Genomic DNA, 25,969 nt, shown 5'->3' with positions numbered 1-25,969 from the left:
ATTAATGATCTATATGTATATTATTATATATCATTCTTTTCATACAATAACCAATTAATTTTATAATGTTGATTAATCAACAAAGCGTTAAAAAATGTTTATAAATTATAAAATCCGCACTTTTCGTCAAATTACATTATAGTTATTTTTATAGCTGTAATTCTATTTCTGCCCACCTTGTCAACAGTAAATTTTATGCCATTATACTCAATTGCTTCCCCCACATCAGGCATCCTGCCAAATAAACCCATTACAAACCCACCAATGCTGTCAAAGCATTCAGATCTAATATTTATTCCCAATACCCCATTAATTAAATCGAGACCGGTGCTGCCCTGCACCAGATATTGATTATCTTTGATCAATTCTATCGCCTTAACCGGGTTATCGTATTCATCACTGATATCACCTACAATTTCTTCCACTAAATCTTCGATTGTAACCACACCGGCAGTACCGCCGTATTCGTCTAATACCACAGCAATTGACATTCTGCCCTTTCTCATCTCTTCGAACAAAAGACTAATATGTTTGTATTCATAAGTAAAGTAGGGAGCCCTCGCATAATCGGTTATGGAAAAATTATCCTTGTCTATATCAAAAAATATTAAATCTTTAACATGCAATACCCCCACAATATTATCAATGTTCTTTTTATATACCGGATACCGGGAATACTGCTCTCTTTTAATTACCTCCACAACTTCTTCGTATGACGCCTTGACACTGAAGGATACCAAATCTGTTCTGGGGGTAATAATATCTTTAACATATAGATCCCCAAATTCAAATACATTGTGGATCATTTGCCTTTCTTCGCTCTCTAAAATTCCCTCCTCATGACCAACGTTGACTATGGTTTTCAATTCTTCTTCTGTTACTAAGGGCTTTTTTGCCTCTGGCCTAACCCCTAACAACTTAATAAGGTTATTGGTTATAAAGGTCAGCACTATAACCACCGGCGTTAATAGCAAGGTAATATAATAAAGGAACTTTGCTACCTTTAAAGATATCATCTCTGCCCTTACTGCCGCCAGTGATTTTGGAGTTATTTCTGCAAAAACTAGCAAAAGAAAGGTCATAATCCCTGTGGCAATACCCACGCCGGCATTACCAAAGTAGCCTATTGCCAGTGATGTTGCCAAGGCTGAGGCCCCAATATTTACCAGGTTATTTCCCACCAAGATGACACTTAATAGTTTACCGGGGTCTTCTATTAGTTTAACTACCAGTTCTGCACCTTTAACCCCTTCATCAACCATATTTCGTATTTTGATTTTATTTATAGACATTAAGGCCGTTTCCGAAGACGAAAAAAAAGCTGAAGTAGCCAAGAGAACAAACATCAATATAAGCTGCCATGTGGTTTCTGCTGCCAAAACAAACCCACCCTAATTAAGTTATTTTAAACCGGCTGCTATTATTTTTATCTAATGCCTCTTTATGTATTCTTAATTGTTTTAACTGCATATGGTCCGGAAGGGCATTCTTAAGCTTCACGTTATCAAAATCGGTATTGGCATATGACAGAAATTGTTTTAACTGTTTCTTAATAAATCTGTAAGAATTATAATGGTAGAAATTTAGAAAGTCCATGCTATCATATCGGTATGAGATATCTCAGAGTGCTGAGGAGTGAATATATACATGTATAATATTCTGGTTGTGGATGATGAGAAGGAAATTGTGGCTGCCATTGAGGTTTATTTAAAAAATCAAAACTACAATGTTTTTAAGGCCTATGACGGCCAAGAGGCTTTAAATATTTTTGATAAAGAGGAAGTGCACCTGGTGCTGATGGATATTATGATGCCAAAATTAGATGGCATTAAAGCCACCATGAAAATTAGAGAGCAAAGTAAGGTGCCAATTATTTTTCTGTCGGCAAAGTCCGAGGATATGGATAAAATTTTCGGTCTGAACATCGGTGCCGATGATTACATCACCAAACCCTTTAACCCTCTGGAACTGCTGGCCCGGGTGAATTCAAATATCCGCAGATACACCAGTTATAGTAACGACAGCCCTCCTCAGGAAAATGTGCTAAAAATAGGCGGCATTGAATTAAATGATGCCACAAAAGAGGTTCTGGTGGACGGCAAGCCCATTAGAATCACTCCCTTGGAATATAAAATTTTGTATTTAATGATGAGAAATCCCAATCGGGTCTTCTCAATAGAAGAGATTTATGAAAAGGTTTGGCAGGCACCGGCCTATAATCCGGATACTGTCACAGTGCATATCAGAAGGATTAGGGAGAAAATTGAAATTAACCCAAGGGAACCAAAATACTTAAAGGTGGTATGGGGCATTGGATACAAATTTGAAAAAAGATAAACATAATAAACTTATATCAACAAGCTGGGGCATCTTACTGATCGGTTTAATTATAGCGGTGATATCGGTGGCTATTTATGTACCAATTAAAGATGCTAAATCTAAAGACGATGTCCAAAAGTTTTTAGAGAGTCATGAGTTCATCTATACTTTGGGGGGGTTAACCCACTACCTCATCCAAACCGAAATAGAGCATCAAGATACCTATCGTCCTCACTATAACAATTTAGAAAATATTAAGTATTACTGGCAGGATAAAGATAATAAACCCCTGGCCAGCAACATGGAGGGTCAATCAAGGGAATCCGAAATCAAGAACAGTCAATTCTACCTCCATATAATCACCGACGATCAGGGTAAACCAACCATAGAGAGTGCTCCCAACTGGTTTAAAAAAGGCCAATTCATAGCCTATTTAAGTCACCTATTACAACCGGATACAGAAAATGAAGCACTCTATTTGGCGAATTTAGATATTGTTTATACCGTACCGCAAAAATTGACCAACAACAATGACCTTTTTATCAGGGACCTTAAAGAGTATACTCTTATACAAGACCTGTTATTGATTTTGTTAATCGGAGGAATAAGCATTTTACTTTTAACAATCTTAACCTTTGCCCTCCCCTACTCAGCTCAAAAGCAGGCAAGTCTGGTTAAGGTGTTTAACAAGCTATATTTAGAACTCAAACTAATAATTTGGCTGGCATTTTTCCTAATCTGCCTTGGTATTTTAAGCTTAATTACGTCAACAAATAATGCCGCCATTAATTACTTAAACATCATCCATGACGCCAATGTATATTTTTACGCCATCGGCATTCCGGTAACTCTGATATTCTACACCCTGATTTATCTGAGCATTACCAATCTTAAACATATTTACCATGTGGGCATTAAGGAAGGTTTAATTAAAAACAGTTTGTTTGGCAAACTATCTTTCTATGTTATCAAGAGCGTTAAAAGAACTTTGAAGCAAGTGGTTGAGGTGGACATCACCGACTCTAATCAACAGCTGTTTAAGCTGTTGGGATTAAATCTGATTGTTTTAATCATTATCGCTTTAACGGGTGGCTTTGGAGTATTTCTGGCTTTAGTGTATACCGCATTATTATTTAATTACTTGTTAAAGGTGCTGGATAAGGCAAGGGCACTAAATGAAGCCAGTAGCCAATTGGCTAAAGGAAACTTTGATATTGTGCTGCCGGCAGACATGGAAATACTAAGCCCCTTTGCCAAAAACCTGAGCAATATTAAAGAGGGTTTTAAAGTGGCAGTGGACAAAGAAATAAAGAGTCAAAATATGAAAACAGAACTGATTTCCAATGTCTCCCACGATCTTAAAACCCCGCTCACCTCCATCATCACCTATGTAGATTTGTTGAAAAATGAGGATTTAGAAAAAGAAACCCAAAGGGAATATATAAGGGTGCTGGATGAAAAATCTAAGCGACTGCAGGTGTTAATAGAAGATTTATTTGAAGCCAGCAAGGCCAGCAGCGGCAATATTGAAATGAATTTAGAACCGGTGGATGTGGTTGCACTGTTGCGACAAACCATGGGCGAGATGGAAGAAAGAATCAACGATAGTTCACTACAGATGAAAGTAAAACTGCCGGAAAACAAAGTGATCTGCCAACTGGACGGTGCCAGAACCTATCGGGTCTTTGAAAATATAATCAGCAATATATTAAAGTACTCCATGCCCAATACCAGGGTGTATATTGATGCAGTGGAAAACGAAAAAGAAATCAGCTTTGTATTTAAAAATATTTCAGCCTATGAAATGAATTTTGAACCGGCCAAAATAATAGAACGTTCCTTTAGGGGAGACAAATCCCGCAACACTGAAGGTTCCGGCCTAGGCCTGGCCATCGCCAAAAGTTTTGTTGACCTACAAGAGGGCCAATTAGATATCATCATCGACGGGGATTTATTCAAGCTAAGGGTAACCTTTCCCAAGGCCGGTTAAATTAGGGATACAAAATGGTTAGAACCGGTATTGAAAGATTAGGAGGTTAGTATTCTTATGAAGGTAATTGCTGTAAACGGAAGTCCGAGGAAAAACTGGAATACCGCAACCTTGCTGCAAAAGGCTTTGGACGGTGCAGCTTCTGTGGGGGCACAGACGGAAATAACTCACCTGTATGACTTAAAATACAGGGGCTGTATCAGTTGTTTTTCCTGCAAAAGAAAAGGCGGCGCCTTGGGGCGCTGTGCCATGCAGGACGATCTGACAAATGTTTTGGATAAGATCAGCTCTTGTGACCTGCTTTTACTGGGCACTCCAATCTATTTTTCAAACATCACGGGGATGATGCTGTCATTCTTAGAGCGACTGCTGTTTTCGACCATGACCTATAACCTTGGGGACCGCTCCACCTTCCAAGGAAAGCTTTCATCCGCTTTCATTTATACAATGAACGTCCCTTCGGACTTAATGGAAAAGCTTGGTTACAAGGCCCTGTTCAATCATTATAAATCCTTGTTGGAACGCTTGGGCGGCCCTTCTGAAATTCTTGTCAGCAACGATACCTATCAGTTCGATGATTACTCCAAATACGAGGCCTCCATGTTCAATGAGAAGCACAAGGCTCAGGTAAGGGCAAAACAGTTCCCCATCGATTGCCAGAAGGCATTTGAGATGGGTGCCCGCCTAGTGGAAAGTAACATAAAAGCTCTCCTCAACAACTAGTTGATAATAGAAAAGGCTCCTTTTTAACATTCGGACACAAAATAACCCCCGCCGGAATGACAATTCCGATGGGGGTTATATACTGGTCGGGATGACAGGATTTGAACCTGCGACCTTTCGGTCCCGAACCGAACGCTCTACCAAGCTGAGCCACATCCCGTCAGCGACAACTTATATTATGCTATAAATTTTAATAAATGTCAATGACAGTTGTGGCAGTCTTTTAAGCTATGGTAATAACTTTCCCTGAACCCATCTTCTCCACTATTTCAAACATGTTACTGACCTTGCCCACCTTCAATTCATCTTTTAAACCAAAGAAGTCCAGGCAGGTACCACAGGCCAGTATTTCAGCGCCCTTTTGCTGCAATGACGTTAGATCTTCTAAGACTGCAGAACCTTTACAGGCCAGTTTTACTCCGGTATTCATAAAAATTATAGCTGCCGGGGGCGGCGATAGTTCATTAATGGTTTTCATAAAGGCCTTCATAAGCACAAATCCTAATTCCGGTGGCCCTTGGCCCAAAGAATCGGTGGTAACGGAATAAATGGTACCGCCGGCCGCTTCTGGGCCACTTTCTGTTTTAAAAGGCTGGGCGCCTTCCCCTTTTTTGATAGTAATAAAAAACTTGCCTTCTTTTTCAACGGATGAAACTTCATATCCGGCATTTTGAGCAAATCGGGTTACATTTTCTTTGGCCACCCGGTTGTCTACCACAGACACCACTGTGCCGTTTTGCTCTATTTCTTCTAAGGCCTTTTTTGTGTTGATTACCGGTTGTGGACAGGCCAGCTTGCAGTTATCAATTTCTCTGTAGCTCACTTATAACAACTCCTATATTACAGAAATTAGGTGTTGGGCAGCAGGTTTAACAGTTCCCACCGCCACTGCCGGCACCTTCCTTCGTTGCATTTCCTTTAGCAGTTGGTCAACCCTTTCTTCCGGCACACTGATCAGCAGCCCTCCGGAGGTCTGGGGGTCAAACAATATATCTTGTATTTCTCTGGCCACACTTTCTTTAATGCTAACATCATCACCTAAATACTGTCGATTGGTATATGCACCCCCAGGGATCATGCCCATTCGGGCCAGCTCTTTTGTCCCCGGCAGCACCGGACATTTATCGCCCCATATTTCCAGGGCCACCTTGCTGGCCCTGGCCAATTCTGCGGCGTGGCCCAGCAGGCCAAAGCCGGTAATATCGGTACAGGCATTTACCCCCACTTCAATCATCCCTTGGGCAGCGGTTGCATTTAGCATCGCCATATACTTTACTGCCTGAGAAATAGCTTCATCATCTGCTAAATTACCTTTCACTGCGGTATTTATTATTCCTGTGCCCAGGGGTTTGGTAAGTACCAGTACGTCACCCGGTGCCGCCGTGGCATTTGATAACATTTCATCCGGATGCACCAAGCCAGTGACTGCCAAACCGTATTTGGGTTCATCATCTTGCACCGAGTGACCCCCGGCAATCACTGCACCGGCCTCATTAACCTTATCAGCACCGCCCTTTAGAATTTCGGCAAGCACATCGGTGGGTAGGCAACTTGGAAAGCAAACAATATTTAAAGCCAGTACCGGTCTGCCACCCATGGCGTATACATCACTGAGGGCGTTGGCAGCTGCAATTTGGCCAAACACAAAGGGGTCATCGACCATGGGCGGAAAGAAATCCAGCGTTTGGATGACGGCCACATCAGCACTTACTTGATAGACGGCGGCATCATCTGACGTATCAAGGCCAACCAATAGATTCCGGTCATTTATTCGAGGTAAGCATCGCAAAACTTGCGATAAGGTATCGGGCCCGATTTTGGCCGCTCAGCCGGAAGCTTTGGTCATTTGGGTTAATTTTGCTTGTTTCTTATCCACCTTCGTCCCCCCTTTCCTAAAAGTTTAAGCCAAACATGAGAATAATATAAGTATTTTCCCTTTTGTCTTGGATTGTCCTTTATTCGTATTATTCTTCTTTGTTATATATAACTCAAATTACTAAGCTGTTAACCGGCGGTTATATGATTTGAGATTAAAAGTACAAACATTTGTCACTTATCACCGGATTTTTATATTTTATTTAAGGTACTTGCACCATAAAAACCTTTCTTCCCTTTTGACATCGCCTGCAATAATTTGTATACTCTTGTGAATTAACGGACAAGATACCATATATTAGATCAGTCCATATATTAAATTACTACTCAAGGAAGGTGAAAATCAATGAAAGAAACTTGGTTTACGAACTTAACCACCGAAGAAGCCATTGCCTATGTTGAGGCATCGCCCTTTGGCAAGGATTGGGAAGGTAATCACCTGGATTTACGCCCTTTAAGCTGGTGCACCAGCACCGGTTTACTAACCTTTTCCGACGGGCGTTATCAGGCAACCGTTAGATTTCAGGAAAATGGCACACTGCGCTATATAGGTGATACCAACCCATTAAACATGGTTGAAGCGGCATTGGCAGCACAGAAAGCTTCTCTGAGCTAAGGTCTTGGTGACTGCCGGACACAGCCGCTTAAATAGATTTCCGAGGTAGCTGCCTCGGATTTTATATGTTCATAATCAGCAGTACAACTGCCGTAAGCACTGCCACAATGGTTATAAAAAAGGTGAAGCTACCGCTGCCGGACATGGCCTTTAAGGGTTGCTGGGTTTTTATACTGCGCTTTTTTACCCGGTGCAATATTTCTATCCTTCCTACAATTTCCATCATAAGTGCATCCACTGTATTGGGCTCGCCACCGTTATTAAATATACTGGTTACTGTCTCATCTACCCATCGCTGCCTTTGCTCTTCACCTTGCAGGTAGTACTGTTCCTCTAAATAGATGCGCATATCCCGCTGCTTGGGCCTTAATTCCTCAAACAATATCTTTCTTTGGCGGCGGTTTAAATTTCTTATGGGGGTGACTAAAATTTGCCCTTGTTCTTCATTAAGATTAAACTTTTTTGCCAGCAGAAGAGATAGGTCCCTTGACAACTCTCTAACCCCCTGTAATGCCGCCATCGGTGGGCCGTGTAATTAATTTAAGGAATACTATTTAATTTCCATTTAAAAAGTTGTATTTCCTGCCCCGTAACAAAGTATTCCAGGGAAAAGTAAATCGCTGCCTTTCTAAATCTAACTCATCTCCTTCGTCTTCATCCTCATCCTCTCCAAATCGGTCCGGCTCCCTAAGAGACTGCCCCGGCCCAGGCCTGCGTCTGTCTCCGGTGGAAGTTATCACCGGCTCTGTTCCCTCTATAAAGGCCACTTCTATAGTATCGGCGGTGGCCGGGGATGGCAGTAAACCGTCCCTTGCACTTACTTCCCGGAAAACAATGCCCGACGGAACTGTAAAATCCTCGGGAGTTTCATCGCTCAAGGCATTGCTAATAAAACTGGCCCAGATAGGACCTGCCACCGCGCTGCCCGTACCCACCGGTCTGGTACCCCCTTCCTCCTGGTTACCAACATCGTAACCCACATAAACCGCTGCCGTAACCTGGGGGGTATAACCCACAAACCAGGCATCGTTATAGTTATCTGTGGTGCCCGTTTTGCCCGCTGCCGGACGGTTTATTATCCTAGACAAATGTTCTGCAGTGCCCCCCGGCTCAAATACGCTTTTCATCATATCGGTAATAATATAGGAATGACGCTCATCCATCACCCTGCTAAGTTCAGTGCGCCTGCTGATCAACTCTTGGCCGTCCCTGTCCATCACCCTGGTGAAGTAAATTGGCTTAGCGGCAATGCCTCCATTGGCAAAGACCCCAAAGGCTGAGGCCATCTCTAAAGGGGATACCTCTGAAGTACCCAGGGCCAAAGAATGCACCGGGTCCAGTTTGCTCTGTATGCCCAAACGCCTTGCCAGATCTGCCACCGCCCTGGGCCCCACCTGATTGTTCACCTGCACTGCCACCACATTATCGGATATCTTTAAGGCTTCTTTAAGGGTGAAAGACCTGTAGTGATATTTTTCCCCATAATCCGATGGACGATATGGTTCACCCACCGGTTGAGGTATTTCTGTGGGTTTGCAAAAGTAAGTGTTTGCCGCCGTTAATCCCTGCTCTAGGGCAGTGGCATAAACAAATGGTTTAAAGGCAGAGCCCGGTTGTCGCTTAGCCAAGGCCCGGTTAAACTGTGATTCTCCGTAATTTCTGCCACCCACCATGGCAGTTATATGTCCGTTTTCTGGGTTTATGGCCACCAGGGCTGCCTGCAGTTCATCGTCTCTGTCTTCCAGTATTTCAGCCACAGCCTGTTCAGCAGCCAACTGCATTTTTAAATCCAAGGTGGTTTCTATTTGCAAGCCCTGGGTGTATATGGCTTCTTTACCGCCAGGCAGAATGCTTCCCAGCTCTTCAATAATTTCAGCCACAAAATATGCTGCCCGGCGGGTAGCCAATGGTGCCACAGCTAATTCAATAATTTCATCTGCCGCTTGCTCCCTTTCGGTGTCTGAAATATATCCCACCTCCGCCATTCGCTGCAGCACAAGGGCCTGCCTTTCCTTGGCAAGATCAAAGTTGCCCGGTTCAGGATAAATGCCCGGCCCCCTAACAAAACCGGCCAACATGGCACTTTCGGCCAATGTCAACTCTGAGGCCTTTTTCTGAAAGTAAATCCTCGCTGCCGCTTCTACACCGTAAGCCCCCTGCCCAAAGTAAACGGCGTTTAGATACTGATTTAATATCTCATCTTTAGTATAATGCCGCTCCAGTTGTATGGCATAGTACATTTCTTTCAGTTTGCGTACCACTGTACGATCATGGGTAAGGTATAAGTTTTTAGCCAGCTGCTGGGTGATGGTGCTCCCACCTTCTACAACTTTCCGGGCGCGCAAATTCACATATGCCGCCCGGGCCAGTCCCATCACATCTATTCCCTTATGATTGTAGAACCGGGTATCTTCTATTGCCAACAGGGCCTGGCTCATATGGGGTGATACATCTTCTAAATTAACAGGAATACGGTTTTGCTCCCCTATGGTGGTGACTAACTGCCCGGAGGAGTCCAGCACCCTTGAGGCCTCGGGTACCTGTGGGTCAGGCAAGCCCTTTAGGCTGCATCCTGTCAGCATTAAGAAAGATAAAAATATCAGCAAGATAAGATGCCATTTATTTTTCACCGGCTCACCCCTTTAGAAATATTTAGCTATTAAAATTATTACCAATAATTAAGCAAATTACTGCACAAACTAAAAAGGCGGACAAAGTCCGCCGTTTACAACGAGCCATACCCTTTACGCCCGGGTGGATGCAAACAAGTGATTGCCAATTCGCGTTACCACAGGCAATGAACGAATCCATTGGTCTGTGGTGGCTTCTGGGTTATAAAAGAACAGTGCGCCGCCTGTGGGGTCTACGCCGCTTAAAGCTTCCAGTGCCGCTTCAATTGACTTCTCGCACGGTTCTAAATTAATTGACCCATCTCCCACCGGGCTAAATTGGTAAACATGCGATGTTTTTTCCATTATCACATCGCGAATTGTATTTGGAAAAAGTGGGCTATCAATGCGGTTTAATATCACCGCCCCCACCGCTACCTTACCCATAAAACTTTCCCCGCGGGCTTCGGCATGTATCAAACGTGCCATCAGCATAATATCATCCCTGGTGACATTGTAATTACTGCGGGATAGCACCTCTGCCACCTTTGCTTGGTCACTGTGGGGCAGGTATAATTTTTGTCCCGGCCAAATGGTAGTGGTTTTCAAACCATTGTGCCTCATCAATGTGCCCACTGTAATATTATGGTTTCTGCTAATTGCATATAGCGTATCTCCTTGCTGTACCACGTAAAGGTTACCAGATTCAGACGGCTCTTCAAGGGCAATCTGAATTTCTGGCGGCACCGTATCCTCACCTGCCATCGCCACCCCACTGAGCACTAATAAAAGTACCATGGCAGTTGCCAATGTAACGGCGAGCAAACGGATTTTTATGTTCATTTTTTCCTCCTTTCTGGCTCGTGCATATTTTGTCATGATAAGTATGTCCATATTCAGGAAATTTATACCATAAAAATAAAAAACCCCCTGCAATTAGGGGGTTCTTAAATAATTCACATACCTTATATTCTTGTCCACCAGCAAACGATAAGCCTTGCAGATTTGAAACAGCCGAGAAGTTGTTCGTTCACCCAAATGCTCTGAAAGTTCCAAAGCCGTTAAATTGGTGGTGACAATGGTCGCCAAGCAATGGTTAAGGCGATAATTGATAAGGGAATACAGCTTATTAACAGTCCACTGGGTATAATTGTGTACTCCCAGGTCATCCAAAATCAAAAGCGGTACCTCACGGGCCTCATCAATCAGGGTTTGCTCATTTACTTCCCGGGCCCCTTGGGGCGAATAGGTAGACCGTATTTGATCGAGCCAATCGGGTACCACCACAAATAGGGCCCTGCTGCCCTTTTGTATAACCTCGTTAGCAATACAACAGGCCAAATATGTTTTACCACTGCCCACCGGTCCTGTAAACATTAACCCCTCGGTATGGGGATCCTTTAAAAAACGCTCGGTAAATTCCTTGGCTGCATTGTAAGTTAGGCGGGCTGTTTGGGCATAGCTGTAGCCCTTTACTTCATCAAACTTATCTTCGGCATAATATTGAAAATTAAAATTTTCAAAGGTACACTGCTGCATCAAGGGTGTCAAGCCAGAGCGCCGGTAAACAGCCTTAAAGGCCTTTTTTTTCATACAGGGGCACCTGGTAGCCACTCCTTTTTTTATGATCAAACCTCTGCCGCCACATAACTCACATTCTGCCATATAAAGAACACCGCCTTAGTTAACTCATTAGCAAAGAATCAAACATTTTTTTGCGTTCGTCCATTCCCTGGGGCGACCCGGTGCTTTTTTGCTGCCTTTTAAAATCCACTGTCCCCCGGCTGGCCCGACGCTGCTGAAACTCCTCATCATACCTAGCAATATCTTGCAGGGTACGCAGATTATTTTTGCGCCACTCCATAATTATGGCATCTATGTAGCGGAAGTTATTTTTGCCCATTAACACCGCCCGCCGCAGTGCTTCCATAATAATTACACTGTCGGTCTCATTTACCCACTGACGAATACGATCCACTTCTATTGGCGACAGCGGTCGGGCAAACTCCCGTTCAAAGACGGTACAAATGTTCAGTACTTGTCCCTCATCAAGGGTCGAGCTTGGCACATCTTCCGAAATCACCTTGCTGTTCCGGGTTGATTTATCTAATAAATTTTCGGTTTGCTCAATTTCTTGCACCTTGTCACAGGCCCAAAGCTCAGATAATTTTTCATACAGCGGTTCAAAGTCCAGCCCGTCCACCACTGCATCCATACCATAGTCATAATATTGGGTAATTGCCACTATCTCCTTTTCTAATAACCTTTCCAGTAAGTAGGCTGCCTTTTCTGCCCCGCCGTTTACCCATTGGCCCAATTCCTCCACTGTGGGGTAAAGATTTTGTTCATTGGTACGAAACCTAATTAGGTTAATCAAGAGCATCATTTCGCTGTCACTAAGATCCATCTTTTTATAATACTTTAAAAGGAGGTTTGGTATACCGGTGGTTCCATGCACCAGTAGTTCCGCTCCAAATGCGGCAGTGATATTGCCGCCCCGGTATTTTTTTACCGCTTTGCTGTTTTTAACTTTCATGATGTCACCGTCCCCCTTAAGTTAACCTTATATATTTTATGGCACCTAAGGTTAATTTGTCCACAGGTCTTAAGTCCGTTTTAACATATTAACACAGGTTTACATCAACAGTTCACCCTTATTCCCTGTCCCAGGCCGCTTTAGCATAAAAATGCCTCCCAAATGCTCCGGTCTAACCATCAAATATAGCAGCCAATTAATCTTAATAAATATATTGACATTAAATGCAAGCAGTAATATTATGGTTATGAAACAATGTTCATTTGAGATGGGAGGAAGCACACAATGAGTAACAGTTGTTCCACATGCAAAGACAATCAATCGGGAACCTGCAGTTCAAACCCTGACAGTTGTTCCGCACCGCAAAAGTTAGCTGCCAACGATTCTACCATGGTCAAAAACATCATTGCCGTCATGAGCGGCAAGGGCGGAGTAGGTAAGTCATCGGTTACCTCTTTGTTGGCAGTGAGCCTTGCTAAACAAGGCTATAAGGTGGGCATTTTGGATGCCGACATCACAGGCCCCAGCATCCCCAAAATGTTCGGTGTTGTTGAAAGGCCCGGCAAAGGTACAGGCATTGGCTTTGAGCCACCCAAAAGCAGTTTGCTGGGCATTAAAATTATGTCATTAAATCTGCTTTTAGAAAACGAAGATGATCCTGTTATCTGGCGCGGACCTATTATCGCCGGTGCAGTTAAACAATTTTGGACCGATGTAGAATGGGGTAAACTGGATTACTTGCTGCTGGATTTACCACCGGGCACAGGCGATGTACCACTGACTGTAATGCAACAAATTCCATTAAACGCACTGGTAATTGTTACTTCTCCACAGGATTTGGCCTCCATGGTGGTGCGTAAGGCGGTACGCATGGTAGAACTTATAGAACCTCCGGTACCAATACTGGGTATGGTGGAAAATATGAGCTACTTCGTATGTCCCCACTGTAAAGAAGAGTCGCAAATATTTGGTAAAGGTCACGGAGAATCGGCTGATAAGTTAAATCTGCCTATGCTGGCTGTACTGCCTATAGACGGTAAATTTGCTGACTTGTGTGATAAGGGCCGCATTGAAGAGTACGAAACCGATGCATTTAAAAACTTTCCACAGCTGATGAACCAATTAAACAGTGGTGTATCATAGGTTATATATTAGCTTTCGCTATCGGTGGGGTAAATTCCTGTCAATAAAACTAACAAATACCAGGGCAAGCTGCCCTGGTATTTTATTGTGTTTTTGAAAGTAAAATAGCATTCTTGGCCCACAAAAAGACTACGACCAAAGTAGCAGGGTCACCGGTGCCGGTCTTGGTAACCGGTTTTTTTAATCTTTAATAAATTAACTTTATTAACAAGTATGCAAACGGTATAACGGCAGGACTTTGTAGAAAACGATAGAATACTTAGTTAGTCGCCGGCTGTATTATGCAAAAATAAGGGTGAACAAAATATGTTAGATCTTAAGCAACTGGACGAGGTAATAAAAAAGGCCATTAGGGCAGTGGAAAACAGTAAAGAACAGATATATCAAATCGGTGAAGACGCCCGTAAAGATTACCACCGGGTTAAGATAGAGTTGTTAAAGGTGCAAGAGGAAACCACCGAAATTATTATTAAGGTGGATGAACTACAAAAAAAATTTGAAAAGGCCAGATACAAGCTGGCTGAAGTAAGTCAAAACTTTCATCTTTATGGCGAAGATAAGCTTAGGGAATGCTATGAAAGGGCAGACAGGGTAAAAGACGAGCTCTATGCCCAGCGTGAGAAAGAAATATTATTGCGCCAGCAGCGGGATAATTTAGAACAGCAGTTAAAAATGTTAGAAAGGGCCGTACTTCGTACCGAGGAATTGATTTCTAACATCGGTGTTGCCTTAAAGTTTTTAACAAACGACCTAGAAGACCTAAGCGCAAAAATAGGTGACATCCAGCAAATACAGGAACTGGGCTTATCTATTATTAGAGCCCAAGAGGAAGAGCGCAAACGGGTAGCCCGGGAAATCCACGACGGTCCGGCCCAAAGCATGGCCAACATTGTAATGCGGGCAGAGTTTTGCCTTAAGTTACTGGAGCAAAACCCCTCCCAGGTGCAGCATGAATTATGTAGTTTAATAGACTTGGTACGCAACAACTTACAAGATGTAAGAAAGATTATTTTTGATCTTCGTCCCATGGTCCTGGACGATTTAGGACTTATACCTGCCTTAAAAAGATACATAGAGCAGTATAATGAACAGTATGGTATATATGTGGAATTGGCAGTATTCGGCCGGGAAAGGCGGTTAGACAATTGGCTGGAAGTGGCCCTTTTCAGGGTAATACAAGAGTCATTAACCAATATTAAAAAACACTCCGGTGCTAAAACAGCGGTAATTAAAATAGAATTTTTGTCTAAGAAAGTCAGCCTTTTAATTAGGGATGACGGCAAAGGTTTTGATAAAGAAAGAATACTGGCTGAAAAAAGAGATGAAGCCTTTGGTTTGGTCGGTATGCGAGAGCGCATTCAATTGTTAAAGGGTAAGTTAAATATTAAGTCTGCCCCTGGTCAGGGCACAGAGATAAGTTTGTTTGTACCCATATAAGAGCCCGGGAGGAGGATATTAATGGATGTGATGGCTAAGAACAAGAAAGTAATTAAGTTTATAATAGCAGATGACCACATATTGATGAGAGAAGGGCTGGCAAAAATAATTTCTATGGAACCGGATCTCAAAATGGTAGGAGAAGCGGCAGACGGTGCCCAGGCCATTGAGCTGGCCCGGAACATCGATGTGGATATTATTTTAATGGATATAAACATGCCCAATGTAAATGGCATTGAGGCCACCAGAGTAATTAAAAAAGAAAAACCCCATATAGGCATTATAGCGCTGACCATACACGATCAAGAGGAATATTTGTTTGAGTTAATTCGCTGTGGTATTTCAGGCTATGTGTTAAAGGATGTCAGCCCCGACGACTTAGTTAAGACCATTCGGGGTGTAGCAGCCGGGCAATCCTTTATTCCCCCTTCCCTCACAACCAAGGTATTTCAAGAGTTTAACCGCCTGGCAAACCAGCGGGATCAACAACATCGTCATTACGGCTTAACTGACCGGGAACTGGATGTGCTGCATCAGGTGGCCAAAGGCCTGGCCAACAAAGATATTGCCAATGTGCTTTATATAAGCGAAAAGACTGTGAAGAACCACCTCACCAATATTTTTCAAAAAATAGGGGTTAACGACCGCACCCAGGCAGCACTTTTTGCCATTAAACATAATTTGGTAGAAGATTAAATAAAAGGTGCACACGGTCTTTACCGGTCATAAACCTAAGAGCGGCCCAACCAAAGATTTTTTAGCCGGTTGTGCCGCTGGGTTTGTATTTCAGCCAATGGACAGACTAACGGAAATCCCACCTTGAACCCAGGAGGTAATCTATTTCATCCACAGCCCCACCCAGTGCCATTCTTAAGGAGCGTCTTTCTTTTCCGGACGCTACCTCCTTCTTTACCTCCAGTCCCAATGAAAGCAGCAAAGACTTTATGGAGCCAATTTCTACGTCTAAATAATTTGCCATGTGCATCATCGAATGCTTCCGATGATTCTTGGTTATATACTCTATGTCTTGACTTGACCACTCCACATTCTTTTTCAAAGCCTTAAATCCCATTTTATGGGCCCTGGTCCTGACAAGGTAGGCACTGTATTTGCTGCCCGCCAGGCATGCCACTGTATAGGCAGTTTTTTTGCCGTATTCCCTTTGTATGAGTTCATCAATTTTTTGTATATCTTTACTGGTATAGCGAGACATGTTTTTCACCTCCTGAACGCAAACATGATAATAGCTTGGCTTACGCTAGTCCAACTTGGACACCGGTAAAATTTTAGTCTTGTTTTATACCAGAAAATGTTTAGATAAAATAAAAGGCGACCTAGTTAAATTACATAAAAAACAGGTCGCCAAATAAACGTCACAAATCTTCTCTCTGCGAAAAGAGACGTCACCTTATTTAAGCAACCTGGCAACCATAGCATTATAGCCTTAGGCCCATAGCTTTGCGTCACGACCTTTCGATCGCTTTGCCCGGATTTTCAAAATAATATTTTTGCCAATACGTTTATATAATTTTACATGTATTTATAATATTTGTAAATGCTTTTTGGTTATTTCTTGAATAACTTAAAGACTAAATAATGTAAGTGTTTAATAATCACAACTATTTTTAATTATTTCAAGCAAAAATTACCTTGCGGATGAAATTTTTCCTTGCTAAGGCCTTTACTCTCCGGCAAGGGGTTCACCTGGGTCATCGTTTCAGGGGTGAACCATAAGGTCCACCCCTGCACCCCTAATTAGCTAGCAGCTATGTTTTTGTTGTTTTTGACATAAATTTATGAGAGTTTTTAACAAACAACGTTCAGCCTTAGGACAGCGCTTTTTACTTGGTTTAGAGGGTGAGCATTTTGGCTTTTCTTTCTTCGGGGGTAGCTTAGCTGCATCCTTTTTCGGCGGGCCATCCTTAACCGGCCCATCCTTTACAGGGCCACCTTTGCCTTGCTCTAACTTGCCTTTGTAGTACATATATCTTTTTTTATAGTACTCCCGACACTTATCGGCATCTTTACCATACTTGGCGCACTCTTTAAATTTCTTTCTACAATGCTCCAGTGCCTTTCCATAGTTTTCCTTTTTCTCTTTCATTGGCTTGCCACCTTTCCATTTTCCTTGATTATCTTCATATTGTTTTTTAAACTCCATCAGCCATTGGGCATTATCCATATAATTAATCCCCCCTTTATTCCATTTTTGTATTAATATGCCAATTAATTGGTAATTGTTACATTTCTAGTTTTTTTGTCGTATTAATTAAAGAAGGGAATAATCGTTGTTAGTAGAAGCATTTATGTAAATTAGCAGAAAGAAGGGTCTAAGGTGCCATGTGACATCCCGCTGTCAGTACAAAAAAAGGTGCTTCATTTTGCAGAAAAAACACTAAATATCAAACTGCACTTAGCACGTCACATTTTATTTCCCAATAGCATTTTTATCACCAGCAGCAAAAACAGCGATCACTATTCCGAAGATGTTTTTTTGCTAATTTTCGATATTAAAGTAAATAACCGTTTTCAAAAACAAGGTAACATTACCTATTATCAAATTCCCCGGCAGTTGAGACATAAAGGCCTGGCAACAAAGGTTTATTACATGCTGGAAAATGAACTCAAATCCCTGGGTTGCCAATTTATGTCTGTTGATGCCACAATAGATCCGGAAGACTGGGATCACAACACTCTTCCTTTTTGGCATCAACTAGGTTTTAAACCGCTGGTAAAAGTAAACAAAGATGATGATACCTGCCCAATGGTTAAAAAAATATAATTGCTTGATATTACATGTTTACTTTTGTTCCCTCTTTCAAAAACTACATATTAAAAAGGGGGGTTGAAAAATTGTTTTTGAACCGCAAACAGGAAGATAATTATCCACTGGAAGGCACCACCTGGGCTTACCCTAAAACAGGTTTTTGGGTTTCTCACCTGATAGGAATTATGGGTGTAGGCTATATGGGTTATATGATAGGTAAGAATTTAAAAGGTGGGGATTATTAAAAGCACTTGCAGGCTTGCGACAGGGTCTTGCCCCTGTCGCTTTTTTTATAGGTAAAAACAAATTCTAAAAGCTTTTGCCCATTTTCCAGACCGCGGCAACGTTTTTGGCACAGCGGTAGATATTTTCTTCTGCATTGGCCAAAGCCTCTTCTAAGCTGCAAACAGTATTTATACAACTAAAGATAGCATCTATGCCGTGCCGGTGCACCACAGGGCTGTCTTCGGCCAGCAGACCGGCAATAGCTATTACCGGAATCTTATATTTTTTAGCCACCTTAGCCACCCCCACGGGGACTTTGCCTTGAATTGTTTGCTTGTTTATGGCACCTTCCCCGGTGACAACCAGGGCAGCGTCTTTTACATCTTCTTCTAGGTTGGTGGCAGCAATAACAATTTCCACCCCTCTTTTAAGCTCGGCGTTAAAAAAAGCCACCAGCCCGGCCCCCAGTCCCCCTGCAGCGCCGGCACCGGGAAGGTTTTTCACCTCTTTACCCAATTGTTTTTCTATTACATTGGCGTAGTTAGTCAGGTTTTGATCCAGTGTGTTTACCATGTCAGCAGTGGCACCCTTTTGGGGACCGTAAACCGCCGAAGCACCATTGGGACCCACCAAGGGGTTGTCCACATCACAGGCCACTTCCAGTTTTACCTTCTTTAGGCGCTTATCTAAAACCGACATATCAATGGAGCTTAGTTCAGCCAGTGCCCCGCCGCCATAAGCGATGTCACTTCCCCCATGGTTTAACAGCTTTACCCCCAGGGCTTGGGCCATCCCGGCACCGCCGTCGTTGGTGGCACTGCCCCCGATGCCGATGATGATGTGTTCTACTCCCTCGTCTAAAGCCGCCAAAATCAATTCCCCGGTGCCCCAGGTGGTGGTAACCAGCGGGTTGCGCCTTGCCGCCGGTACCAGGTGCAAGCCGGAGGCTGCAGCCATTTCTATCACCGCTGTTTTGCCGCTTCCCAATATGCCGTAAAAGGCTTCCACCGGTTGCCCCAAGGGGCCGGTAACTACTTTTTTAAGAATTTTACCACCGGTGGCATCCACCAGTGATTGCACCGTGCCTTCACCGCCATCTGCCATCGGTACCTTTACAATTTCGGCAGCGGGCAGCTCCTCCCGAAAACCCCTTTCCATGGCGGCGGCAGCTTCCCATGCCGTTAAACTTTCTTTAAAAGAATCAGGTGCTATTACTATTTTCATCAGCTTCACCCCATAAACAGATAAGTTTAAAACCCCTGTTATTATTGCTCAACAGGGGTACTTTGTTACAGCGCTTTTTCTACTATTTCAGGCACGACTTCCTCCCAGGCGATGGCCATAATGTGTACTCCGGCCACACCCTCTATCTTTTTCAAATGTTTAATTTGCTCTACGCATATTTTTATCCCTTCAGCCCTTTGGTCTTCGGCCCTTTCCATCCGTTCAATTATTTCATCGGGAACAAGCATCCCTGCCACCCGCTGCTGCATGAATTTTGCCGCCCGGGCAGATTTTAACGGGGTAACCCCTGCTAAGATATAGGTTTTTTTGTGCAGTCCCCGTTGGCGTACCATGGCCATAAATTTTTCAAAGCGCTCCATGTCAAAGATGCACTGGGTTTGAATAAAGTCGGCTCCGGCATTGATTTTCTTTTCCAGTCGCAGCACCCGAAACTCAAAGGGGTCGGCAAAGGGGTTGGCAGCGGCACCGATAAAAAATTTTGGATGATGCTGCTTAATTTCCTCCCCACACTGAAACTTTTTACCATCCCGCATGCCCCGCACCATATCTAGCAGTTGAATGGAATCAATATCAAAAACGTTTTTACTTTGGGGATGATTGCCAAATTTTTGGTGGTCTCCGGATAAGCACAAGACGTTGCGCAGACCTAAACTATATGCCCCCAGCAAATCACTCTGTATGGCCAGGCGATTTCTATCCCGGCAGGTTACCTGAATTACCGGTTCCAAGCCACAGTTGTGCAGGTGCACACCGGCGGCAATGCTGGATAGCCGGGCAATGGCCGTTTGGTTATCGGTGATATTGGCAGCATGAATATAGTCCTTAAGCACCTTGCCGTGTTTAATAATGCCCTCAGCATTGGCATGTTTGGGTGGGCCTATTTCTGCAGTCACCGCAAACCGGCCCCCGGTGAGTACCTGTTCTAGTTTACTTCCGCTTTTCATAGCTGTGCATCCTCCCTCACCATCCGTCTGGGGCCACCGGAACGCTCATGGGACCAATCCTTGGCCGGGCGGTATTCTAACATTAAGTCCAGCCGGTTTAGTTTTACCAAACGATCATATATCAGCTGCCAGGCACAGGGGGTATCAGGGTGAATTTCACACTTGCCCAACTGCGAACCGCCACAGGGGCCGTTTTGTATGCTTTTAGCACATCTGCTTATTGGGCAAATTCCTCCGGTGAGGTGCAGCATACATTGGCCGCACAGGCTGCAGCGCTCTTCCCACAGGCCCGGGCTGACGGTACCGCCGGCAAAGGCGGTGTTTAGGGCCGGCAGCACCAATTTATCGGTAAAGCGCTCGGCCAAAAATTGTACGCCCACTCCGCAACCTAAAGATATCACTGCATCCACAGTGTCCACAGTATCTGAAAGTTTTTCAATAAACTCAGGGTCGCACTGGCGGGTGACGGTGGTGACAAGGGTTTCTAAGCTGCCCCCTTGTTTTTTGCGTAAAATACGCAGCCCGGTGGCCAGCATTTCTGCCTCGGCTTCGCCCCCGGCCAGGCATACACTGGCACATCCCCCACAGCCCACCAAGAGCACCCTATCAAATTTGTCGATAAAGGCAGCCACTTCGCTTATCGGCTTTTGCTCCGCAATAATCATCTACCACACCCCCTGATGGGGCTGGGCCCCAATTGTTTTATCCTTTGGGTAAATTCATCGGCCACCCGGGCAAAGACATTACCCTGGGCGCCGCTCAAGTTATACATGGCCAACCGCTCCGGCTCTATTCCCAGTTCGGCAAGTTTTTCTTGCACATATTGCACCCGTTTTTTGGCCCGCAGATTGCCCTTTAAGAAGTGGCAATCTCCCTCTAAACAGCCGGCCACATATACGCCGTCGGCCCCTTCCTCAAAGGCCTTCAGCAATATCACCGGGTCCACTCGCCCGGAGCAGGGCATTTCTATTAGTCTTACTTCCGGCGCATACTGTAGCCGCAGCGATCCGGCCACATCGGCGGCAGCATAGGCGCAATAGTAGCAGCAAAAGGCTATGATTTTCGGTTTAAAGTCGCTCATGCTCTGCCACCTCCTAAGCCAAACATGGCCTTCACCTTTTCTGTTAACTGGTTGGTATGATAATGTTCCAGCACTATGGCTCCGTTGGGACAGGCCCCGGCACAGGTGCCGCAGCCCTGACATTGCACCCCATTTATTTCTGCAGTGTTGTCAGCGCCAATGATTGGGATACTAAAGGGGCACACCCTTACACAGGTTAAACAGGCGGCACATTTTTCTGCTATCACCCGGGCCACCGAACCGCCGGCCAAGAGGTGGGGCTTAGACAGCACCGCCGCCGCCCTGGCCGCCGCCCCTTGGGCCTGGGCTATGGTTTCAGCCACATGTTGGGGTGAATGGGCGCCACCGCAAATAAATATACCCGGCCTGGGCACATCCAAGGGCGATAGCTTGGCATGGGTTTCCACAAAGAAACGGTCCTCGTTTAATGGAAGCTTAAACAGACCGGCCAGCTTGTGCAAATCCTTTGCAGCTTCCACACCGTTGGCCAGCACCAAGAGTTCTGCCGCCAGTGTTAACTGCACCTGGCCCACGGGGTCATAAATATCCACCGTCAGGTGGCTATCACTGCTCTGCACCCTGGGCGGCTGTTCCGGTGCATAATTAATGAATATTACCCCCTGCTCCCGGGCCTTTAGGTAATCGCCTTCGGCAAATCCGTAAGTGCGCATATCCCGGTACAAGACAAACACCGATGTATGGGGGCGTAGGTTTTTTATTTCCAGTGCCTGGCGCACCGTTTGGTTACAGCAGGTGCGGCTGCAGTACTCCCTGCCCTTCTCCCGGGAACCGACACATTGAATGAAAACCACCTTATCTATATCTTCAAGTTCTTTTTTATTTAAACGGTCTTCCATTTCCAGCCGGGTAATTACCCGCCGATCCTTGCCGTACAGATACCGGTCCACCTCCGCAGGTTCATGGCCGGTGGCAATAATCACTGTGCCGTGCTGCAGCTGCACTTGACCGCCTGCTGTTTGTACGGTGGATGTAAAACTGCCTATTCTGCCGGCACACTCCCTTAGTTGAGCATCCATATAGACAGTAATGTTGGGGTGTTCCGTCACCGCCGCTATCTTATCCTCAAGGATTTTATTATATAAAGGAAGCCGCTGCACCATGCCCCCTAACCGGGGCTGCCTTTCTAACAGATAGACACCATAGCCCTGGTCAGCAAGTGAAAGGGCAGCGGTGAGGCCCGCAATGCCCCCTCCAACCACCAGTGAGCTTTGGACAACCGGTGCCTGCTGGGGGTGCAGTGGTTTATTCTCACGCACTTTACCAAGGGCCATGGCTGTTAAATCCTTGGCCTTCCGGGTGGCCGCATCGGGGTATTCCCGGTGCACCCAGGAGCAGTGGTCCCTGATATTGGCCATTTCCAAGTAGTAAGGGTTTAGCCCCGCCTGCTTAATGGCCTGTTGAAACAAGGGCAGATGGGTACGGACGGAGCAGGCAGCCACCACCACCCTGTTTAGCCGCCGGCGGCGAATAATATCTGTAATTTGCTGCAGGGACTGTTGTGAGCAGCTGTAGGTAAACTCACAGGCATACTCTACCCCCGGCAGCTTGCCGATACACTCCACCACTGCCGGAACATCAACCACCCCGGCAATGTTAGTGCCGCAACGGCATACAAAGACCCCCACCCGGGCTTCTTCATCCATAACATTCAGCTCCGGTGGATATTCCACCACCTCTTCCATGGTACCCCTGGCATCCTTTAGCAACCGGGCCGCAGAGGCTGCAGCGGCAGCACCGTTCACCACCGTTTCCGGAATGTCACGGGGGCCGATGAAACCACCGGCGGCAAATACCCCCATTCTAGTGGTTTGAACGGGGTTTGCTTCATCTGTTTTTACAAACCCATACCGGTTTAATTCTATTCCCGCCGCCCGGGCCAGCTCCTTTGCCGATTGGTGCGGGCGAACACCGCTGGCCAGTACCACCAGATCAAATTGCTCCGCCAGCACCTCCCCCCGGCAATAATGTCGCAGGGTTAAGTTGGCCGTAGCAGGGTCTTCCTTAACTGACGATATCAGTGCCCTGTTCAGGGTAATGCCTTGCTCTTTAGCCCGTTCCACATAACGGTCAAAGTTTTTTCCATGGGCCCGTATATCCAAGTAAAATATGGTGGGCTCTATTTCCGGATGATGTTCTCTGGCAATTACCGCTTCCTTTATTGAAGCCATACAGCAAACTCCGGAACAATACTCTGCCCCCTGGTTAGGGCGGCAATCCCTGGAGCCAACACATTGGATAAAGGCTATTTTTTTCGGCACTTCCCCATCGGATGGGCGCCTGATCTGCCCGCCGGTGGGCCCGGTGGAAGACAGCATACGCTCAAACTGGATGTTACTTACCACGTTGGGGTAATGGCCCAAACCGTATTGACCAAGAACGGTGGCATCAAATGACTGAAATCCCGGTGCCAATATCACTGCCCCCACCGGGATGGTTAGTTGTTCCGGCTGCTGGCTGTAGTCTATGGCACCGGTGCCGCATTCCTTGGCGCAGCGCTTGCAGTTAATACAGTTTTTCGCATCAATTGCATACTTGTTGGGCACCGCCTGGGGAAATTGCTTATAAATGGCTTTGCGCCGGGAAAGGCCGCCATTAAATTGATCAGTCACCTTTACCGGGCATACCTCGGCACATTGACCGCAACCGGTGCAGCGGCTTTCATCCACATACCGGGGCTGCCGATCTAGCACCGCATTAAAATTGCCGGGCTCACCTTGCAGTTCCGCAAGGGTGGCTCGGGTTATTAGCTTTATATTAGCATGGCTGAGGCTCCCGGTCATGCGGGGGCCTAACAGGCACATGGAGCATTCATTGGTGGGGAAGGTTTTGTCCAGCATGGCCATGCGGCCCCCCAAGGAGTCATCGGCAGTGGCCAAATAAACCAGAAAGCCGCCTTCGGCAAGGTCAGCGGCAGCCTGCATTCCGGCAATACCGCCGCCAACCACCAACACCGCACCAACCCTTTGCTGTTTCACAGCCATCAACCTTTCTGGTAAAAAATTAAACACTTAATAACCTTAACACTGTCCTAAACAAGTCCCTTTTCCTTAAGTAATGGCATCGGGTCCACAAGGTGTTTTTTAAACCACTTTTTATACTGGGGCATGCCCAGGGCCACCCCCATCAGCTCAGTGATGTAAAACACCGGCATTTTCGGTGTGCCCTCTTGCTGTCTGGTATCCAAATTGGCCTGACACAAGGGGCAGGCAGTTACTATTGCCTCTGCCCCGCCCCGACGGGCGGCAGAAATAATATCCGCACTGAGCTTACTGACCACCCCTGACTCGGCCAGGGTAAAACTGCCGCCGCAGCACTCCACCTTGTCTGACCAGCGCACCGCCTCTGCACCCAGGGCAGTGGTGATATTGTCTAACTGCCTGGGCTGCTCGGGGTCGTCAAAGGCCACCACATGGCCGGGCCTAAGCATTAAACAACCGTAGTAGGCAGCCAACTTTAAACCGGTTAAGGGTTTTTCTAACTGCCGCTTTATCATTGCCAACACCTGCGGCTCCATCAGTACCTCTAAAAGGTGCTTTACCTGTAAACTGCCCCGGTATTTTTGCCCCATCACCGCAGCCATTTCTTGGTTGGCCCGCCTGCCGGCGGGGGTGTTCTCAACCACCTGGTGGTGGGCCACCCGCAGCCAATGATAACAGGCTGCACAGGGCACCACCACGTCCAAGCCTTGGGGCTCGGCCAGTACCAGGTTGCGCAGCGGCAGGGCCACCGACAAATGAGCACTGGTGGCATGGGCCACCGTGGCACCGCAGCAGTTCCAATCGTTTATTTCTTCTAAAGCTATGCCCAGTTTAGCGCATATGGCCTCAGAAGACAGGTTGTATTCCGAAGCGGTGGAGCAAAGGGAGCAGCCTGGATAATAGCTGTACTTCATCCGTCATTACCCCTTTCGGGCGCGCTCGAATATCTCTTTAATCTGCCGGTAATTTTTAATTCTTCCCGGCAAGAGCTTGATTTTGCGCTTTTTAATCATTTTTAAACCCAATTTTAAATCCTTGGTGTATGTTTTTGTTTTAATTTTATAAACACCTATCCAGCCGGCTTCATACACCCGGCCCAGCTTTTCCACCGAATCCATAAATACCTCATATAAAATCGGTATGTTGGGCAGGGCCGGTGTCACCTTTTTCTCCAAGGCCTTATGCTTTAGCCAATCGATCACCTCAGAACCGTCTATGTCATTGGGACACCGCTGCTTACAGGTTTTACAAAAGGCACACAGCCAAATTGCCTTGCTCTGCAACAGCTTGTCCAATTGACCTAGGTTCACCAATCTTATTACCTGGTGGGTTTTTAAATCCGTGGCAAAGGAAACAGGACAACCGGCACTACACCTGGCACACCCATAGCAACGTAATGTCAGTTGACCGGTATCTACCGCCACCTGTTTTGCCAAATCATGCACTGCCACCATAACCCC

At 45.5% G+C, this 25,969-nt stretch carries 26 protein-coding genes, 1 tRNA gene and 1 riboswitch; of the genes, 9 read left to right on the top strand and 18 right to left on the bottom strand.

The window, feature by feature from the left end; genetic code table 11:
- Window positions 1-131: 131 nt before the first annotated feature.
- Window positions 132-1,346, bottom strand: a complete 1,215-nt coding sequence (locus tag BR02_RS0102250) for a CNNM domain-containing protein (RefSeq protein WP_031513786.1) — start codon at window positions 1,344-1,346, stop codon at window positions 132-134.
- 295 nt (window positions 1,347-1,641) lie between these two features.
- Here BR02_RS0102250 and BR02_RS0102240 point away from each other — a divergent pair, with 295 nt between their 5' ends.
- The 3 genes from BR02_RS0102240 to BR02_RS0102230 are packed head-to-tail and all read left to right on the top strand — an operon-like array spanning window position 1,642 to window position 5,032.
- Entirely contained in the window at window positions 1,642-2,337 is a 696-nt protein-coding gene (locus BR02_RS0102240) for a response regulator (RefSeq protein WP_169738562.1), read from the top strand.
- Window positions 2,312-4,309 carry a sensor histidine kinase gene (locus tag BR02_RS0102235; RefSeq protein WP_031513780.1) on the top strand — a complete coding sequence of 666 codons (1,998 nt, stop codon included), beginning with the start codon at window positions 2,312-2,314 and terminating at the stop codon, window positions 4,307-4,309. Before BR02_RS0102240 ends, BR02_RS0102235 begins: the two co-directional genes overlap by 26 nt.
- A gap of 57 nt (window positions 4,310-4,366) precedes the next feature.
- Complete coding sequence (locus BR02_RS0102230) at window positions 4,367-5,032, top strand: flavodoxin family protein (RefSeq protein ID WP_031513779.1); 666 nt, start codon at window positions 4,367-4,369, stop codon at window positions 5,030-5,032.
- An 83-nt stretch (window positions 5,033-5,115) separates the two neighbouring features.
- Here BR02_RS0102230 and BR02_RS0102225 read toward each other — a convergent pair.
- The 3 genes from BR02_RS0102225 to selD all read right to left on the bottom strand — a co-directional run bounded on the left by BR02_RS0102225 (window position 5,116) and on the right by selD (window position 6,878).
- A tRNA-Pro gene (locus BR02_RS0102225) sits at window positions 5,116-5,192 on the bottom strand.
- A 63-nt stretch (window positions 5,193-5,255) separates the two neighbouring features.
- On the bottom strand, window positions 5,256-5,855 hold the full coding sequence (gene yedF, locus BR02_RS0102220) for a sulfurtransferase-like selenium metabolism protein YedF (RefSeq protein ID WP_031513777.1): 600 nt from the start codon (window positions 5,853-5,855) through the stop codon (window positions 5,256-5,258).
- 12 nt (window positions 5,856-5,867) lie between these two features.
- Entirely contained in the window at window positions 5,868-6,878 is a 1,011-nt protein-coding gene (gene selD, locus BR02_RS0102215) for a selenide, water dikinase SelD (RefSeq protein WP_084170909.1), read from the bottom strand.
- 375 nt (window positions 6,879-7,253) lie between these two features.
- Between selD and BR02_RS0102210 the strand changes: the two genes are divergently transcribed.
- Window positions 7,254-7,523: a hypothetical protein gene (locus tag BR02_RS0102210; RefSeq protein ID WP_031513774.1), complete on the top strand. Its 270-nt coding sequence runs from the start codon at window positions 7,254-7,256 to the stop codon at window positions 7,521-7,523.
- 61 nt (window positions 7,524-7,584) lie between these two features.
- On the opposite strand, the gene BR02_RS0102205 is transcribed toward BR02_RS0102210, so the two are convergent.
- The 5 genes from BR02_RS0102205 to BR02_RS0102185 all read right to left on the bottom strand — a co-directional run bounded on the left by BR02_RS0102205 (window position 7,585) and on the right by BR02_RS0102185 (window position 12,668).
- Complete coding sequence (locus tag BR02_RS0102205) at window positions 7,585-8,016, bottom strand: hypothetical protein (RefSeq protein WP_031513772.1); 432 nt, start codon at window positions 8,014-8,016, stop codon at window positions 7,585-7,587.
- A gap of 61 nt (window positions 8,017-8,077) precedes the next feature.
- Window positions 8,078-10,153, bottom strand: a complete 2,076-nt coding sequence (locus BR02_RS0102200) for a transglycosylase domain-containing protein (RefSeq protein ID WP_051688077.1) — start codon at window positions 10,151-10,153, stop codon at window positions 8,078-8,080.
- Window positions 10,154-10,267: 114 nt separating this feature from the next.
- On the bottom strand, window positions 10,268-10,975 hold the full coding sequence (locus BR02_RS0102195) for a cell wall hydrolase (protein ID WP_031513768.1): 708 nt from the start codon (window positions 10,973-10,975) through the stop codon (window positions 10,268-10,270).
- A gap of 93 nt (window positions 10,976-11,068) precedes the next feature.
- Entirely contained in the window at window positions 11,069-11,797 is a 729-nt protein-coding gene (locus tag BR02_RS0102190; protein ID WP_031513767.1) for an ATP-binding protein, read from the bottom strand.
- Between the two features lie 19 nt (window positions 11,798-11,816).
- Window positions 11,817-12,668 (bottom strand): DnaD domain-containing protein, encoded by an 852-nt coding sequence (locus tag BR02_RS0102185; RefSeq protein WP_031513765.1) that lies wholly within the window; start codon window positions 12,666-12,668, stop codon window positions 11,817-11,819.
- A gap of 285 nt (window positions 12,669-12,953) precedes the next feature.
- Between BR02_RS0102185 and BR02_RS0102180 the strand changes: the two genes are divergently transcribed.
- From BR02_RS0102180 to BR02_RS0102170, 3 genes are all read left to right on the top strand, one after another.
- Entirely contained in the window at window positions 12,954-13,811 is an 858-nt protein-coding gene (locus BR02_RS0102180) for an Mrp/NBP35 family ATP-binding protein (RefSeq protein ID WP_031513763.1), read from the top strand.
- A 306-nt stretch (window positions 13,812-14,117) separates the two neighbouring features.
- Window positions 14,118-15,248, top strand: coding sequence for a sensor histidine kinase (locus BR02_RS0102175; protein WP_031513762.1), 1,131 nt, complete (start codon window positions 14,118-14,120; stop codon window positions 15,246-15,248).
- Between the two features lie 21 nt (window positions 15,249-15,269).
- Window positions 15,270-15,944 carry a response regulator gene (locus BR02_RS0102170; RefSeq protein ID WP_238442381.1) on the top strand — a complete coding sequence of 225 codons (675 nt, stop codon included), beginning with the start codon at window positions 15,270-15,272 and terminating at the stop codon, window positions 15,942-15,944.
- Between the two features lie 106 nt (window positions 15,945-16,050).
- On the opposite strand, the gene BR02_RS0102165 is transcribed toward BR02_RS0102170, so the two are convergent.
- Both BR02_RS0102165 and BR02_RS0102160 read right to left on the bottom strand, forming a co-directional pair.
- Complete coding sequence (locus BR02_RS0102165) at window positions 16,051-16,461, bottom strand: hypothetical protein (protein WP_031513759.1); 411 nt, start codon at window positions 16,459-16,461, stop codon at window positions 16,051-16,053.
- Between the two features lie 199 nt (window positions 16,462-16,660).
- A riboswitch (cyclic di-GMP riboswitch) is annotated at window positions 16,661-16,745 on the bottom strand.
- A 262-nt stretch (window positions 16,746-17,007) separates the two neighbouring features.
- Entirely contained in the window at window positions 17,008-17,430 is a 423-nt protein-coding gene (locus BR02_RS0102160) for a hypothetical protein (protein WP_031513757.1), read from the bottom strand.
- 153 nt (window positions 17,431-17,583) lie between these two features.
- Between BR02_RS0102160 and BR02_RS0102155 the strand changes: the two genes are divergently transcribed.
- Window positions 17,584-18,030: a GNAT family protein gene (locus BR02_RS0102155; RefSeq protein ID WP_031513755.1), complete on the top strand. Its 447-nt coding sequence runs from the start codon at window positions 17,584-17,586 to the stop codon at window positions 18,028-18,030.
- Window positions 18,031-18,107: 77 nt separating this feature from the next.
- Entirely contained in the window at window positions 18,108-18,260 is a 153-nt protein-coding gene (locus BR02_RS15375; RefSeq protein WP_157834914.1) for a hypothetical protein, read from the top strand.
- Between the two features lie 64 nt (window positions 18,261-18,324).
- On the opposite strand, the gene BR02_RS0102145 is transcribed toward BR02_RS15375, so the two are convergent.
- From BR02_RS0102145 to BR02_RS0102115, 7 genes are all read right to left on the bottom strand, one after another.
- A complete protein-coding gene (locus BR02_RS0102145) occupies window positions 18,325-19,464 on the bottom strand; it encodes a glycerate kinase (protein ID WP_031513753.1) in 1,140 nt (379 codons plus the stop codon).
- Between the two features lie 65 nt (window positions 19,465-19,529).
- Window positions 19,530-20,429 carry a methylenetetrahydrofolate reductase gene (locus tag BR02_RS0102140; RefSeq protein WP_031513751.1) on the bottom strand — a complete coding sequence of 300 codons (900 nt, stop codon included), beginning with the start codon at window positions 20,427-20,429 and terminating at the stop codon, window positions 19,530-19,532.
- Window positions 20,426-21,094, bottom strand: a complete 669-nt coding sequence (locus BR02_RS0102135) for a methylenetetrahydrofolate reductase C-terminal domain-containing protein (protein ID WP_031513749.1) — start codon at window positions 21,092-21,094, stop codon at window positions 20,426-20,428. The genes BR02_RS0102140 and BR02_RS0102135 overlap by 4 nt, the downstream gene beginning before the upstream one ends.
- The gene (locus tag BR02_RS0102130; RefSeq protein ID WP_031513747.1) at window positions 21,091-21,510 is read right to left on the bottom strand and encodes a hydrogenase iron-sulfur subunit; all 420 of its coding nucleotides are present in this window, start codon (window positions 21,508-21,510) and stop codon (window positions 21,091-21,093) included. The genes BR02_RS0102135 and BR02_RS0102130 overlap by 4 nt, the downstream gene beginning before the upstream one ends.
- The gene (locus tag BR02_RS0102125; protein WP_051688076.1) at window positions 21,507-24,539 is read right to left on the bottom strand and encodes an FAD-dependent oxidoreductase; all 3,033 of its coding nucleotides are present in this window, start codon (window positions 24,537-24,539) and stop codon (window positions 21,507-21,509) included. Before BR02_RS0102125 ends, BR02_RS0102130 begins: the two co-directional genes overlap by 4 nt.
- A 20-nt stretch (window positions 24,540-24,559) precedes the next feature.
- Window positions 24,560-25,423: a CoB--CoM heterodisulfide reductase iron-sulfur subunit B family protein gene (locus tag BR02_RS0102120; protein WP_031513744.1), complete on the bottom strand. Its 864-nt coding sequence runs from the start codon at window positions 25,421-25,423 to the stop codon at window positions 24,560-24,562.
- Between the two features lie 6 nt (window positions 25,424-25,429).
- Window positions 25,430-25,960 (bottom strand): 4Fe-4S dicluster domain-containing protein, encoded by a 531-nt coding sequence (locus BR02_RS0102115; protein ID WP_157834913.1) that lies wholly within the window; start codon window positions 25,958-25,960, stop codon window positions 25,430-25,432.
- Window positions 25,961-25,969: the final 9 nt, after the last annotated feature.

It is taken from the genome of Desulfofalx alkaliphila DSM 12257 (assembly GCF_000711975.1).
Taxonomy (GTDB): domain Bacteria; phylum Bacillota; class Desulfotomaculia; order Desulfotomaculales; family Desulfohalotomaculaceae; genus Desulfofalx; species Desulfofalx alkaliphila.
The sequence above is the reverse complement of the archived record's forward strand: the minus strand, read 5'-3'. Positions and strand labels throughout refer to the sequence as shown.